Genomic DNA, 15,221 nt, shown 5'->3' on the forward strand with positions numbered 1-15,221 from the left:
AGTTAAATAATAGTTTATGATACTCAGTATAGGTTGAACAGAATAATTTCTTATTGTGGGATTATGCAAGTAAAGCTGTTTGAAAAATTTACTATCCGCATATAGAAAAGTTATTATAAGAGTAACTAATAAGGAGGTGACCTATGTTATTCCAAAAGGGACAATTATTAGTTAGATACGTAATAAAAAACGATGCACCTATCATTTCAAAATGGTTAACAGATCCAGAAGTCCTGCAGTATTACGAAGGACGAGATAATCCGCAATCTGTAGAAAAGGTGCTTGATCATTTTATACATCATCCAAACGGTCATGAAAAAAGATGTTTAATAGAATTTGATGCCGTTCCAATCGGTTACATTCAAATGTATCCAGTTGATTCTGAATGGAAAGCGTTATATGGATATGAAGAATCGCAGAATGTATGGGGAATGGACCAATTTATCGGTGAACCAATCTTTTGGGGAAAAGGAATTGGAACGAAACTTGTTCAAGCAGCAATTACATACATTATGGAAAACTTAGGAGCAGAAGCGATAGCGATGGATCCTAGAGTAAATAATGAACGTGCGATAAGCTGTTATGAAAAATGCGGGTTTAAAAAGGTGAAAGTACTAGAGAAACATGAACTGCATGAAGGGAAATTAGAAGATTGTTGGATGGTAGAATATAAACAATTATAATAAATATGCAGGGGCTTATAAAAATAAAGGGAGCTGTGTGGAATGAAAAAGGCATTACTAGTTATTGATGTGCAAGCGGGTATGTATACAGCAGGAATCCCAGTACATAATGGGGAAAAGTTTTTAGAAACGTTGCAAGAGCTCATTGGGGAATGTCGTTCAAATAGTATTCCGGTTATTTATGTCCAACATAATGGACCTAAGGATCATCCATTAGAAAAAGGTACAGATGGCTGGAAAGTGCATGCGGCGATTGCACCGCGAAAAGGGGAGCTTGTCGTTGAAAAGACGACTCCAGACTCATTCCATAAGACAAACTTAAACGAAGTGTTACAAGGAAAAGGGATTGAGCATGTTATTATTTCAGGAATGCAAACAGAGTACTGTGTTGATACGACAACGCGAAGAGCGTTTAGTGAAGGGTATAAAGTAACATTAGTAAGTGATGCACATAGCACATTTGACACAGATGTATTACGCGCTGAAGATATTGTAAAACATCATAATGTTGTATTTGGATCATTTGCAGATGTTATTACGTTAAAAGATTTAAAAGTAAAAGCGTAATTACAGAAGTTGCTGTCTCTTAATGGGGCAGCTTTTTTATTTGAAGATAGGCTATCAAACGTTGTCGATAAATCGATATTTCTTGTCGAATCGTTGATATAATTTCATTCACCGTATTGATAGTACAAAAAACAAAAAGGAGCGCCACATCGTCAAAAATTCGACTGATGAGACAGCTACTTTTTTTGCATCAGTAATTATGGCTTTATTTCTTCTTATCTTTATCCAACACATTCTGTTCTTCAGCAAACTCCGTGCCATATGCAAACCGGCGATTAATTCGAATGTTATCATTGCTGTGCCTTGTGTGGGAATTAGAAAAGCGATGGACGATTACTTCTGATAATGTAAAGACGATGGCAGAAAGGATACTGCCCCATGCAATTTGCATGTAGTTGTCTAATAAAATATTACCGAAAATCCAAACACTTAAATACGTAAGTAAGAAATCCGTCATAATGGCAGCGGAATTGCCAATTCGATTTAAAATAATTTTATCAACAAACATATAAGAAACGATTGTGACGAAGAGACTAAAAGAAATGATTTGGACGAGCGTTGCTGGGAAAAATAGAGCTAGTCCGATACTAAAAGCGATGATGCATGATATAAATTTGATAAGTATTACAGTAATATCACTCAATATTTACACCTCCCATTTATACATAGTTTTACAATAAATTCAGGAGTTCATACATTGGAACGGTTTAATTTATATAAAACTTTATCATGCTGGAATTTTATCTAAATATTAAAAAAACAATTAAAAAATGTTATAGTGAAATGAGAGCGTATGACATTTTTAGGTAAGGGGGAATCCGGGATGTGGATAACTTCAGAAGTAGAAATTCCAGATGAGTTAATCGATCACCTTGAACAAGGTAAGTTAGTATTATTCGTTGGAGCAGGAGTTTCTATGAAGGGGAAATCAAACTTACCGAATTTCGATGATTTAGTTGATGAAATTTCGAAAGCTTTATATGTCGAAAGGCGTGAGATGACAGAACCCCACGATTATTATCTCGGTAAAATTGCGAAAACGAAAGATGTGCATCAAGTTGCAAGAGACCTCGTTAATATAGAAAAATCAAAACCAAATCCATTACACTATGCGATTCCAAGGCTGTTTCCGTTAGATACGGATGTTCGAATTGTAACGACAAACTTTGATCAACATTTTACGTCTGTAATTACAGAAATGAATAGAGAGCTGAATATTTATTATGCACCTGCTTTACCGACAGGGAGAGCGTTTAAAGGGTTGGCTTACATACATGGGAATGTAGAACAAGAGAAAGAAGCTTTAATTTTAACGGATGGTGATTTTGGAAGGGCTTACCTAACAGAAGGATGGGCGAGACGATTTTTAGTTGATTTATTCTCAAATTACACTGTTTTATTCGTTGGGTATAGTCATAATGATCCTGTAATGAAATATTTAGCAACAGGCTTACCACCGAGTACAAGGCGTTATGCTTTCGTCGCACAAGGTGATAATACATATCATTGGGAGCATTTAGGGATAAGACCGATTGTGTATCCGAATAAAGCAAATAATCATCAGGCGCTTGTGAAAGCGGTGAAGCGGTGGGCGGAATTAATGGGGGATAATTATATTACGAAAAGAATGCGTATTCGTGATATTGTAACCGTTCCTCCATCAGTAGAGCAGGAGCAATTATCCTATATAAAACAGTCAATAAAAAAAATTGAAACCGTTCGGTACTTCGTTGAATTTGCTCGTGATTATGAATGGGTGGAATGGCTTGAAGCAGAAGGGAAACTAAGAAATTTATTTCTGCTTACAGCAAATTATGATGAAGTAGATGAATTGCTTGCGGAATGGTTAGTGGAGCAATTTCTATTTAGTCATCAAAAAGAACTATTTCAATTGATTTTTAAAAATCATTCTAAAATATCTCCGTTATGGTGGCGAACAATTTGTACTTACTTAAACGAAACGAAAGAAACGATGGACCCTTTGTTGTTTGCAAGATGGACATTGCTTTTATTAGAAACAGCAGAGAAAGATAGTAGCTCTATTGAAATGATTTCATACTTACTGCAAAAATGTTCTTTCCCAGAGCATAAAGAAATTGCTTTATTGTTACTAACGTTTATTTTAGATGGAAAACTAAAATTGAAGCGTGTAAGAAAATGGGGAAATGATACGCAAGAGTCGATTGAACTCGAGGAATCGAGTCGTATACCGATGCCTATTTTTTCTCATGTGGAGCGAATTTGGAAAGAGAAAATGAGACCACATATTACTTACTACGCAAATCCAATTATGGTTACGGGGTTAGAAAAAATACAACTATTGTCATTAAGACAAAATGCACTGAAAAAAAGAGATAGAGAAATTTCAGAGCAGGAGTTACAGCAAAATGATTTTACATTTTTAATTCAAATTGTAAAAGAGTGTCTTACATATTTATGTGAAAACAATGAGAAAAAAGCAAATCATTATATTACAGAAATGATAGAAACTGATAGTGTACTTCAAAAGCGAATTGCAATTGAAGCAATGATTAATAATGTATTCGTTACAGCGGATGACAAACTGAAGTGGCTGTTACATGTAGATGTTCTGTTAGATTTCACATGTAAACATGAAGTGTTTCAACTTTTAAAGAATTATTACGCAGATGCTTTAGAGGAAACGAAAGAAGAAGTAATTCAACATGTATTAGAGTATCTTGCAGAAGAGAGGGCGTTTGATGCTTGTCTTGTATTAGACTTACTATTCACGTGTGATTCGAATAGTAAGTGTACGGCGGAAGGATACGAGCTAATGAAACAGAAACACCCCCATTTTTCTTCAGATCTATACAGTGTTCCAAAGAAAGAGGAAAATGAACAACGTATTACATGCAATGTAACAGCTGATGGATTACTGCAGCTGAAAGACGATGAAATAATGGAGCAAGTTCGGCAATTTTCAAGAGACGGTGTTTTTGAACAACGCCATTTTTTAGAGATGTTATCAAAAGCGTGTAAATTGAATGTAGAGTGGAGTATTTCGTTTGCTTATCAACTAGTAGGCGTGCACGAAATTAGTAATGAAGTATGGTTTGTGTGTATTAGAGAGTGGCGAAATAACCGGAATTTGGCGAATGAACAAATTCAAAAAATCATTCCGTTATTGCAGAAATTTATTAGAAATACTGCTTTTCATTGGTTAATTAGTAGTTTTCTATATGAAATTAGTAATCGATTAGAAGAGTTAGATGAAAATAGTATAAGGATTGTAAAACGCTTTGCTTTTTCTGTACTTCCACAAGTTATGAGAGGGGAATCGGATTTTAAGATTGGAAAACAAGAGTTTTACAATGAATCTATTCAGCATCCTGTTGGGAAGATGACTGCTGTATTACTAAAACTGCTAGCATATGATCATTTATACGATCGCAACGTGTATGAATATTTATTTTTATTTGAGGAGCAGGTAAGGGTTACTTCGGAAAGAACGAACTTCATGTTTGCGCGTTTAACAGCAGATATTACGTTTTTATACCATATTGAGAAGCAATGGTGTCGGAAAAATGTATTACCTTACTTAGATTTAAAGAAAGAAAGTGAGCTTACGAAATATGCGTGGGCGGGATTATGTTATACGCAAATTAATCTACCTTTGTTTACAGAAATAAGGCGATATATTAAGTATGCAGTAGAACATTTAGATGCACTACATCCATATACGAGAGAAGCATTTTTAAAATGGCTTAGCTTTGTATTTATTAAATGCGTATTATATTGGGAGCAAAAAACAGATTGGTTATATCCACTTTTGATGCAAGAAAACGAAGAGAATAAAATTAAATTTATGCAGTATTTATGCTACTACGTAAAAACGTTAAGTGGTAAGGAACAACAAAAATTTTGGACAGCGTGGCTTAGTGTGTTTTTAAGAGAACGTCCGAAAATGGGCGTAATAACAACGAGAGAATATATGATGCTTTTACGTATTGTTTTATGCATGGATGAGGTTTTAGAAAAAGGATTAAATATTATTTCTAGTAAATTTCAAGGTGTGGAAGGACAATCTAATCAAGAAGAAATGAAACAGTTGTTTATAGAGATACTTGAAAAGAAAGAGCGTATGAAAGCGTATAAAGAATTGTATGCAAATGTGTTTTTCACTTTACTGCAGACGTGTCAAGAAGCCGATTTACTTGAAAGTGAGATCATACAAATAAAAGAACTATTAACCAGGTATGAAGTAGAAAGACATGTATTAAATTTAATAGAAAATGAAATAATTCGCATCGGAATCGTAACGGAGAATTTACAAGAGGAATCATAGGGCGGAAGTGGAATTTTTAAAAAATATATAAAAAGTTATTGACAGTGTTTTGAAAAGCGTTCTATAATACGAATCATACTTATTCAATTTCAAAAACATTTGAATAAACAAAGTGCAATGAAGAGATCACAGTAGTGGTTAGTCTTACTGTAACAGAGAGCTGGTGGTTGGTGTGAACCAGTACAGGGATAATCATGAATTACAGTCTTGGAGCATCTTTTTCGTAGTAAAGATACTATTGTCTTTATGAAGGAAAAGCGGTCAATTGATCGTTAACAGTGAAGAGAGGTAGACGGAAAGTTAGTCTACAACTAGGGTGGTACCGCGATAAATATCGTCCCTACTGATTTATTCAGTAGGGACTTTTTGTATTTTAGTGGTCCAACTTGAAAATAAAATAGTCACGCGTTGAAAGGAAAAGAAGTAGTTGTTGTTTCCCTGTAACAGAGAGCTGGTGGTTGGTGCGAACCAGTACAAAAACAAGAGCGAATTACAGTCCTGGAGCATCTTTTTCGTAGTAAAGATAGTTATTGTCTTTATGAAGGGAAAGACGGTCAGATGATCGTTAACAATGAAGAGAGGTAGGCGAAATAAGTCTACAACTAGGGTGGTACCGCGATAAATATCGTCCCTACTGATTGAATCAGTAGGGCTTTTTTGTACAAAAAAGTGGCTTATTAACTAGTAGTTAGTGTCTTTATGGTAATTATTAGTTTAAAATAAGAAGAGGTATCGATTCCACTTTAAATTTGTATAATTAACCAGTTCAGAAAATAGAGAATTTTTTATTCTCTTACTATACTTTTAAAACATTAGAGGAGGATTTCCAAATGGCAAATCACGAATTAGATCAATTACGTAAACAGGTAGATGAAATTAACTTACAATTATTACACTTATTAAACAAACGCGGTGAAATCGTTCAAAAAATTGGGGAACAAAAGCAAGTACAAGGTACGAAACGCTTTGATCCAGTACGTGAGCGTGAAGTACTTGATATGCTTGCAGAGCATAACGAAGGACCATTCGAAACGTCAACGATTCAACATATTTTCAAAACGATTTTCAAAGCAAGCTTAGAATTACAAGAAGATGATAACCGTAAAGCATTACTAGTTTCACGTAAAAAGAAAAAAGAAAATACAATTGTTAATGTTAAAGGTGAATTGATTGGAAACGGAACACAAACGTTCATCATGGGACCTTGTGCGGTAGAAAGTTTAGAGCAAGTTCGCCAAGTAGGGCAAGCTATGAAAGACCAAGGCTTAAAATTAATGCGCGGTGGTGCTTTCAAACCGAGAACATCTCCATACGATTTCCAAGGTTTAGGAGTAGAAGGTTTACAAATTTTACGCCAAGTAGCAGATGAGTTCGACTTAGCGATTATTAGTGAAATTTTAAATCCGAACGATGTTGAAATGGCGCTAGAATACGTTGATGTAATTCAAGTTGGAGCACGTAACATGCAAAACTTCGATTTACTACGAGCTGTAGGTAAAGTTAATAAGCCAGTATTATTAAAACGTGGTTTAGCAGCAACGATTGATGAGTTCATTAATGCAGCGGAATACATCATTGCACAAGGTAATGACCAAATTATTCTTTGTGAGCGCGGTATTCGCACATACGAGAGAGCGACACGTAACACATTAGATATTTCAGCAGTACCGATTTTAAAGAAAGAAACACATTTACCAGTTATCGTTGACGTAACACATTCAACTGGACGTAGAGATTTACTATTACCAACAGCGAAAGCAGCACTTGCTATTGGAGCAGATGCAGTAATGGCGGAAGTGCATCCAGACCCAGCAGTTGCGTTATCAGATTCTGCGCAACAAATGGATATTCCAGAATTCCATAGATTCATGGATGAGTTAAAAGGTTTCAAAAATAAATTATCTTAATTCCATATCATAAATGCGCTGAAGAGGAAACAGTAGTGCTTATCTCACTGTTAAAGAGAGCTGATGGCCGGTGTGAATCAGTACAAAGGTAAGCATGAATTACAGCCTTGGAGCATCTTTCCCGCCAACTTTTGGAGAGAAAGACGGTCAAACGATCGTTAAAGAAGAAGAGAGGTAGACGAAAGAAGTCTACAACTAGGGTGGTACCGCGATAAACATCGTCCCTACTGAGCGCTCAGTAGGGACTTTTTTGTACAAAAAAATAGTAAAGGGGCAAGAGAAATGAGATATATTACAGCTGGAGAATCACATGGGCCGCAGTTAACAGTTATTTTAGAAGGTGTACCAGCAGGTTTAACATTAACAGCGGAACATATTAATAAAGAATTATTAAGAAGACAAAAAGGGCATGGGCGCGGAAGACGCATGCAAATTGAAACAGATACAGTTGAAATTGCAAGTGGTGTACGTCACGGAATGACACTTGGTTCACCAATTACGTTAATCGTAAAAAATGATGATTTCAAACATTGGACGAAAGTAATGGGTGCTGAACCAATTTCGGAGCAAGAAAGTAAAGAAATGAAACGTACTATAACGAAACCACGTCCAGGACATGCGGATTTAAACGGGGCAATTAAATACGGCCATCGTGATATAAGAAACGTATTAGAGCGCTCTTCTGCAAGAGAAACGACAGTTCGTGTTGCTGCTGGTGCAGTTGCGAAACAAATTTTGAAAGAACTAGGTGTGGAAATCGCAGGACATGTTCTTGAAATTGGTGGGGTACAAGCGAAGCGTATTTCAAACTTACCAATTGAAGAAATTCAAACGATAACTGAAAATTCACCAGTTCGATGTTTAGATAAAGAAGTAGAACAAGAAATGATGAATGCGATTGATGATGCGAAAAGTAGCGGGGATTCTATAGGCGGTATTGTCGAAGTCATTGCAGAAGGAATGCCAATTGGAGTTGGTAGCTACGTTCATTACGACCGCAAATTAGATGCAAAACTTGCCGGTGCTATTATGAGCGTGAATGCGTTTAAAGGTGCTGAGATCGGAATTGGTTTTGAAGCGGCAAGACAGCCGGGAAGTAAAGTGCACGATGAAATTTTATGGGATGAAGAAAAAGGATACACGAGAAATACGAATAATGCCGGCGGTTTAGAAGGCGGTATGACAACAGGTATGCCAATTGTCGTAAGAGGCGTAATGAAGCCAATTCCTACATTATATAAACCGTTAGCAAGCGTAGATATTGATACGAAAGAAGCGTTCCAAGCGAGTATTGAGAGATCTGATAGCTGTGCAGTACCAGCAGCAGGTGTTGTAGCTGAAGCTGTCGTTGCATGGGAACTTGCCGGTGCACTAGTCGAGCAATTCGGAAAAGATCGCATGGAATTACTAAAACAAAATATTTCGCAACATAACAAATACGCAAAAGAATTTTAATGAAAAGGTGGATTTAACATGCGAGTAAAAGATCAACTATCATCATTACAACCGTATAAACCAGGTAAATCACCAGAGCAAATGAAAGAAGTATACGGGAATCATTCATTTGTTAAGTTAGCATCAAATGAAAATCCATTTGGCTGTTCACCTCGTGTTTTAGGAGAATTACAAAAATCGTGGCAGGAACATGCTTTATATCCTGACGGAGGTGCTGAAGTACTCCGTCAAACAATTGCAGAGAAATTACAAGTGCAAATGGAACAAGTGCTTTGTGGTAGTGGACTTGATGAAGTCATTCAAATTATAAGTCGTGCAGTGCTCTGTAAAGGAGATAATATCGTAACTGCTGGCGCGACATTCCCTCAGTACCGTCATCATGCAATTATTGAAGGCTGTGAAGTGAAAGAAATTACTTTAAAGAACGGTGTATATGATCTCGATGAAATTTCTTCAGCAGTTGATGAACATACAAAAATCGTATGGATTTGTAATCCGAACAACCCGACAGGCACATATGTGAATGAGCGAAAATTGACTCAATTCATTGAAAGCATTAGTGAAAATACGTTAATTGTCATTGATGAAGCGTACTATGAATACGTAACAGCAAAAGATTTCCCTGAGACATTACCGCTTCTAGAAAAACATAACAACATTCTTGTACTTAGAACGTTTTCTAAAGCGTACGGATTAGCTTCTTTCCGCGTTGGTTATGCGATTGGACAGGAAGAGTTAATCGAGAAATTAAATGTCGTACGTTTGCCATTTAACGTATCTTCATTAGCGCAAAAAGCAGCGACGATTGCTTTTAACGATGAAGCGTTTATTGAAGAAATAGTTCGTGTTAATACAGAAGGATTACAACAATACGAAAGTTTTTGTACAGAAAATGAAATTCCATTTTATCCGTCGCAAACGAACTTTATCTTCTTGCCGGTAGATGATGCTGGGGAAATTTATGAAGCTTGTGCGCATGCAGGGTTTATTATTCGTCCGTTCCCAAATGGTGTCCGTATTACAATCGGAACTAGGGAACAAAATGAAGGAGTGATTTCAGTGTTAAAACAACACTTTGAAAATAAAAAAGGTAAGTCTCGAGATGAGGCAAATGTGTAAAAAGGTAGTATTAATCGGTACTGGATTAATAGGAGGCTCTCTTGCATTAGCGATTAAAAAAGAGCACGATGTAACGATTATCGGTTATGACATATTTAAAGAGCAAGTAGAGCGCGCAAAAGAATTACATGTAGTTGATGAAGTAGCAGTAGATTTACAGCGTGCATGTGAGGAGGCAAATTTAATTGTATTTGCCTCTCCAGTTGAAGAAACGAAAAAGTTGTTACACAAACTTGCATCATTTCATTTACGAGAAGATGTCATTGTTACCGATGTAGGAAGTACGAAAGGGACAATCATGAATGAAGCGGAAGCTTTATTAACAAAGAAAGTTTCATTTATCGGCGGTCATCCGATGGCAGGTTCTCACAAAACAGGAGTTGAAAGTGCAAAGGCACACCTTTTTGAAAACGCATTTTACATTTTAACGCCAATGAATCACGTGCAGGCGGATCAAGTAGACGAGCTAAAAGAATGGTTAAAAGGAACAGGCTCTCATTTTCTTGTATTAAATACAAAAGAACATGATTATGTAACAGGAATAGTTAGTCATTTCCCACATTTAATTGCAGCAGGATTAGTAAAACAAGTTGAGAAACATGCTGGTGATAATCCGCTTATTCATCAACTAGCGGCAGGCGGATTTAAAGATATAACACGTATTGCATCAAGTAGTCCGAAAATGTGGAGTGATATCGTAAAGCAAAATCGCGGGCATTTATTGGAACTATTAGAAGAATGGATTTCAGAAATGGAAGAGCTATATAAGACGGTTTCTAAAGGAGATGCAGGAGAAATACAAAGTTATTTTGCAGATGCGAAAGAATATCGTGACTCTTTACCAGTTCGAAAAAGAGGGGCGATTCCTGCCTATCACGACTTATACGTCGACGTTTTAGATAAAGTAGGGGCATTAGCCCATATCACAAGCATTCTAGCAGAAGAAGAAATTAGTATTACGAACTTGCAAATATTAGAAGCGCGAGAAGGATTGCTCGGAGTTTTACGAATTAGTTTCCAAAGAGAAGAAGATCGAACGCAGGCAAAAATTGCGCTCGGAAAAGAAGAATACCAAACGTATGAAACAATTTAATGAGGAGGGTGACAACGTGAAAGAAAAAACAGTACAAACTGTAAATAACGGATTGAATGGTACAATTACAATCCCTGGAGATAAATCAATTTCCCATCGCGCTGTCATGTTTGGCGCAATCGCGGAAGGTAAAACAACAATTAAAGGATTTCTTCCTGGTGCGGATTGTTTAAGTACTATTTCTTGTTTTAAAGAAATGGGAGTAGAGATTACACAAAATAGAGACGAAGTTACGGTAATTGGAACAGGATTAGAAGGTTTACAAGAGCCAAAAGCTGTATTAGATGTTGGTAATTCTGGTACAACGATTCGATTAATGTCAGGAATACTTGCAAACACACCATTCTTTTCTTGCGTGCAAGGTGATGCTTCAATTGCGAAGAGACCGATGCAACGTGTAACAAATCCACTAAAGCAAATGGGTGCAAAAATTGATGGCCGAAAAGAAGGAACGTTTACGCCGCTCACAATACGAGGCGGGAATTTAAAGGCGATTGAATATACTTCACCGGTAGCAAGTGCACAAGTGAAATCAGCTATTTTACTTGCAGGCCTTCGCGCAGAAGGTGTAACAACTGTTACAGAACCTCATATTTCCCGCGATCATACAGAAAGAATGCTTGAGGCGTTTGGCGTTACAGTAACTCGCGTGGGGAAAACAGTGAAACTAGCAGGAGGACAGAAGTTAACCGCAACAGATGTTCAAGTGCCAGGTGATGTATCATCAGCGGCATTTTTCTTAGTAGCAGGTGCAATTATTCCAAATAGTAAACTACTATTACAAAATGTGGGAATGAATCCGACTCGTACAGGTATTATTGATGTTCTTGAGAAAATGGGCGCTACGTTTACTGTAGAGCAGATTAACGAAGGAGCATCAGAACCTGCTGCAAATATTACAATTGAAACATCGCCGCTGAAAGGAATCGAAATCGGTGGAGATATCATTCCACGACTGATTGATGAAATCCCAATTATCGCTTTAGCGGCAACACAAGCAGATGGAATTACAGTCATTAAAGATGCACACGAGCTAAAAGTGAAAGAAACGAATCGTATCGATACAGTCGTTGCGGAACTAACGAAACTAGGAGCTCGTATTGAAGCGACCGACGACGGAATGATTATTTACGGTAAATGTAAGCTAAAAGGAAATACAGTACATAGTCACGGTGATCACCGCATTGGAATGATGCTTGCGATTGCCGGCTGTATAGCTGAAGGAGAAACAACGATTGAAGATGCAGAAGCAGTAGGTGTATCGTATCCTACATTTTTTGAAGAACTGCAAACGTTAGCTAAATAAAGTGATGAGAAGCAGATATGCAATGTATCTGCTTTTTTATGTTGGCTTTTTTCGTAAATAATGTTGCTTTATTGCGTAAGAATTTTATCCTTATTGATTTTATGAGATTTTTACGCATAATTGTAACTAAGGGAGATGGTTCCAAGTTGAGTAAACAGAATATCAGCACAACAGTTTCAGGGGATTTAATTGTTACCCATCTAATTGGCAAGATTAATACAGCTGATGTTTATGAATGGTTTAATGGCTTCGAGCAGGTTTGTCAGCAATTCATTTCCGAGGGTCGGAAATACAAATTGTTGGTGGATAGAAAAGGATACACGCCAGATCATTTTTCTGTTCAAAAAGCATGGAAAGATAAGTTCTTCAATGAAACCATTTTGAATCACAGTAAGGCAATTGCGTTTCTCCTTGAAGAAGGGGAGACAATGAATTATTTACAACAATCCAATACAAAAGAATCCGTAAAATTTTTCGATGATTATGAACAAGCATTAATTTGGTTGAATGAATATCCAATATAAACCTTTATTGAACCAGTTTCTCTCAATCAACTGGTTTTTTTATGTCCGTAATGTTGCCGTTGTCATAAGTTTCATCACTTTCAATGGTACCTCTTAGCTTCGCAAACCCAAGAGAACGCAAGGCTTTTAATATTCTTATGCCGCCAATAGAAAGCAGTTGAAAAGAGCCTTTATGTTAGAGTGTTTCTAAATCGATATCTTTTGTTGAAACATCCTCGTAATTTCACTTACCGAACTGTAATAGTTTGAATTATGATATAATTCAAACGAGGAATGGAGGAGAAATATATGAACGTTATACAATTAAAAGAAGATAAGTTTAGAGAAGCATTACGTTTATCAGAATATGCTTTTCAATATAAAGCAAATGAAGAATGGATAGAGCAGAAAATTGCAAGAATGAAGGAAAGCCATCAAATATACGGTATTATGGAAGGAGAAGAGTTAGCTGCAAAGTTGCACTTAATTCCTTTTCATATTTACATAGGAAAAGAAAAGTTTAAAATGGGCGGCGTTGCGGGGGTAGCGACGTATCCGGAATATAGAAGAAGTGGATATGTAAAAGAGTTACTTCAGCATTCACTGCAAACTATGAAAAGAGATGGATATAGTGTATCGATGTTACATCCATTTGCCGTTTCATTTTATCGTAAATACGGCTGGGAACTTTGTGCGAATCGAATCGTATGTCAGATGACAAAGAGCGATTTAATAATTAAAAAACAAGTGAATGGTACAGTGAAACGTTTTAGTAAAGATAATCATCCAGAAGAAGTAGAGAATCTATATGAAACATTTGCAGAACGATTTTCTGGTATGTTAGTTCGCGGACGTAAATGGTGGCTACAAGCGGTGTATCATGATTTAACATTGGCAGTTTACTATGATGAAAATAAAACGGCGGCTGGTTACATTTTATACAAAATAGAGAATTCTAAAATGAAAGTAGAAGAATTTGTCCCATTACATAATGAAGCAAGAATTGGTCTTTGGAACTTCATCTGCCAACATGATTCTATGATTAAAGATCTAGAAATGATACTAAGTGAGACAGAACCACTTCTTTACACATTACAAGAACCACGAGTAAAAGCAGAAGTAACTCCATATTTCATGGGAAGAATTGTAGATGTAGAACAGTTTTTCAAACAATATGAATGGAACTGGAACAACGAAGAGCAAGAAGTAATTTTACATATTACAGATTCATTTGCACCGTGGAATAACGTAACGGTTCAACTTAAAAATAACGAAATAACAATCGTTAAAGAAGAAACAGCAAAAGAAAATGGAATTCAAATCGATATTAATGCGTTATCTACTATTATGTTTGGTTACAAGCGACCGCTAGAATTAAATGAAATAGACTTAATAAGCGGTAGCGAAGAGGAGATATGTGCATTTGAGAATGTAGTGCCGGTGCGTAAGCCGTTTATTTATGATTTCTTTTAATTTTGTAAAGCTTTGTGCGGCATACTAATGTGTAAATAGCAATGTACTATAATTAAACATAATTAGTTATAGTACATTGCTGCTTTTAACGAAGCATTATGAATGTTAACCCCTTGACTTTTAATTCATGTAATTTATAATTAAAAACGGAATGAATTTTCATTCCTGGAAATTGAGGTGAGAAAAATGGCTAAAAATAAACAAGAAGACATTTTTGATGCTGCTATAAAACTTTTCGCAGAGCGTGGTTACGATGGTACGACAATTCCGATGATCGCTGAAAAAGCAAATGTCGGCGCTGGTACTATTTATCGCTATTTTGAAAATAAAGAGGCACTCGTTAACTCATTATTTTCAAAAAGCATGCTACAGCTATCTGAAACAATAAAGACTGATTTTCCTGTTGAAGCAAATATTCGAGAACAGTTTAGTCATACGTATAACTGTTTATTTGAATTTGCGAGAAACAATGTGGATGCTTTTCTTTTTACAAATTCTCACTGTGATAGTTATTTTCTTGATGAACAGAGTAAGAAAATATTTGACGATTTTATAGGCTTCTTTATGAATATTATTGAAGATGGAATCGAAAAAGGTTTTCTTCGTCCATTGCCTATAATTGCTTTAATTATTATTGTATATCAACCACTTGAAAAATTAATAAAAGTAATGGCGACAGGGCAGTTAGAATACTCAAAAGAATTAGTAAAAGAATTGGAAGAAAGCTCTTGGAATGCTATTAGAATCATTTGATTCTATAGCCTTATAAGGACAGGAATGAACATTCATTCCTAAATAAATATAAAAAA

At 36.1% G+C, this 15,221-nt stretch carries 12 protein-coding genes and 3 other annotated features; of the genes, 11 read left to right on the top strand and 1 reads right to left on the bottom strand.

Annotation, left to right across the window (positions count from 1 at the left end):
- Positions 1–143: 143 nt before the first annotated feature.
- Entirely contained in the window at positions 144–683 is a 540-nt protein-coding gene (locus AC0IXC_RS02545) for a GNAT family N-acetyltransferase (RefSeq protein ID WP_215589799.1), read from the top strand.
- 42 nt (positions 684–725) lie between these two features.
- On the top strand, positions 726–1,250 hold the full coding sequence (locus AC0IXC_RS02550) for a cysteine hydrolase family protein (RefSeq protein WP_215589798.1): 525 nt from the start codon (positions 726–728) through the stop codon (positions 1,248–1,250).
- A gap of 205 nt (positions 1,251–1,455) precedes the next feature.
- Here the strand turns inward: AC0IXC_RS02550 and AC0IXC_RS02555 are convergent, their stop codons facing one another.
- Positions 1,456–1,893, bottom strand: a complete 438-nt coding sequence (locus tag AC0IXC_RS02555; protein ID WP_002032800.1) for a YndM family protein — start codon at positions 1,891–1,893, stop codon at positions 1,456–1,458.
- 150 nt (positions 1,894–2,043) lie between these two features.
- Between AC0IXC_RS02555 and AC0IXC_RS02560 the strand changes: the two genes are divergently transcribed.
- The 9 genes from AC0IXC_RS02560 to AC0IXC_RS02600 all read left to right on the top strand — a co-directional run bounded on the left by AC0IXC_RS02560 (position 2,044) and on the right by AC0IXC_RS02600 (position 15,165).
- Positions 2,044–5,556 (top strand): DUF4020 domain-containing protein, encoded by a 3,513-nt coding sequence (locus tag AC0IXC_RS02560; protein ID WP_340775521.1) that lies wholly within the window; start codon positions 2,044–2,046, stop codon positions 5,554–5,556.
- Between the two features lie 108 nt (positions 5,557–5,664).
- Positions 5,665–5,901: a binding site (T-box leader), on the top strand.
- A gap of 54 nt (positions 5,902–5,955) precedes the next feature.
- Positions 5,956–6,192: a binding site (T-box leader), on the top strand.
- 194 nt (positions 6,193–6,386) lie between these two features.
- Entirely contained in the window at positions 6,387–7,463 is a 1,077-nt protein-coding gene (locus AC0IXC_RS02565; RefSeq protein WP_002013433.1) for a bifunctional 3-deoxy-7-phosphoheptulonate synthase/chorismate mutase, read from the top strand.
- Between the two features lie 9 nt (positions 7,464–7,472).
- Positions 7,473–7,692 (top strand) — a binding site (T-box leader).
- Between the two features lie 53 nt (positions 7,693–7,745).
- Positions 7,746–8,918 (top strand): chorismate synthase, encoded by a 1,173-nt coding sequence (gene aroC, locus AC0IXC_RS02570; RefSeq protein WP_002013434.1) that lies wholly within the window; start codon positions 7,746–7,748, stop codon positions 8,916–8,918.
- 18 nt (positions 8,919–8,936) lie between these two features.
- Positions 8,937–10,037 carry a histidinol-phosphate transaminase gene (hisC, locus tag AC0IXC_RS02575; RefSeq protein ID WP_002142248.1) on the top strand — a complete coding sequence of 367 codons (1,101 nt, stop codon included), beginning with the start codon at positions 8,937–8,939 and terminating at the stop codon, positions 10,035–10,037.
- Positions 10,030–11,130, top strand: coding sequence for a prephenate dehydrogenase (gene tyrA, locus AC0IXC_RS02580; protein ID WP_033716373.1), 1,101 nt, complete (start codon positions 10,030–10,032; stop codon positions 11,128–11,130). Before hisC ends, tyrA begins: the two co-directional genes overlap by 8 nt.
- Positions 11,131–11,146: 16 nt before the next feature.
- On the top strand, positions 11,147–12,436 hold the full coding sequence (gene aroA, locus AC0IXC_RS02585; protein ID WP_044438257.1) for a 3-phosphoshikimate 1-carboxyvinyltransferase: 1,290 nt from the start codon (positions 11,147–11,149) through the stop codon (positions 12,434–12,436).
- A gap of 17 nt (positions 12,437–12,453) precedes the next feature.
- Positions 12,454–12,960, top strand: a complete 507-nt coding sequence (locus AC0IXC_RS02590; protein WP_002142244.1) for a SpoIIAA family protein — start codon at positions 12,454–12,456, stop codon at positions 12,958–12,960.
- A gap of 288 nt (positions 12,961–13,248) precedes the next feature.
- Entirely contained in the window at positions 13,249–14,412 is a 1,164-nt protein-coding gene (locus AC0IXC_RS02595; protein ID WP_193653287.1) for a GNAT family N-acetyltransferase, read from the top strand.
- A 186-nt stretch (positions 14,413–14,598) separates the two neighbouring features.
- Positions 14,599–15,165: a TetR/AcrR family transcriptional regulator gene (locus AC0IXC_RS02600; RefSeq protein ID WP_002142240.1), complete on the top strand. Its 567-nt coding sequence runs from the start codon at positions 14,599–14,601 to the stop codon at positions 15,163–15,165.
- Positions 15,166–15,221: the final 56 nt, after the last annotated feature.

This window comes from Bacillus sp. AC266, assembly GCF_979253805.1.

Excerpts from the sequence above, each read along its gene's own strand:
- AC0IXC_RS02545 (WP_215589799.1), top strand. The coding sequence starts at position 144 with ATGTTATTCCAAAAGGGACAATTATTAGTTAGATACGTAATAAAAAAC.
- AC0IXC_RS02550 (WP_215589798.1), top strand. The coding sequence starts at position 726 with ATGAAAAAGGCATTACTAGTTATTGATGTGCAAGCGGGTATGTATACA.
- AC0IXC_RS02560 (WP_340775521.1), top strand. The coding sequence starts at position 2,044 with ATGACATTTTTAGGTAAGGGGGAATCCGGGATGTGGATAACTTCAGAA.
- AC0IXC_RS02565 (WP_002013433.1), top strand. The coding sequence starts at position 6,387 with ATGGCAAATCACGAATTAGATCAATTACGTAAACAGGTAGATGAAATT.
- aroC (WP_002013434.1), top strand. The coding sequence starts at position 7,746 with ATGAGATATATTACAGCTGGAGAATCACATGGGCCGCAGTTAACAGTT.
- hisC (WP_002142248.1), top strand. The coding sequence starts at position 8,937 with ATGCGAGTAAAAGATCAACTATCATCATTACAACCGTATAAACCAGGT.
- tyrA (WP_033716373.1), top strand. The coding sequence starts at position 10,030 with ATGTGTAAAAAGGTAGTATTAATCGGTACTGGATTAATAGGAGGCTCT.
- AC0IXC_RS02590 (WP_002142244.1), top strand. The coding sequence starts at position 12,454 with ATGCAATGTATCTGCTTTTTTATGTTGGCTTTTTTCGTAAATAATGTT.
- AC0IXC_RS02595 (WP_193653287.1), top strand. The coding sequence starts at position 13,249 with ATGAACGTTATACAATTAAAAGAAGATAAGTTTAGAGAAGCATTACGT.
- AC0IXC_RS02600 (WP_002142240.1), top strand. The coding sequence starts at position 14,599 with ATGGCTAAAAATAAACAAGAAGACATTTTTGATGCTGCTATAAAACTT.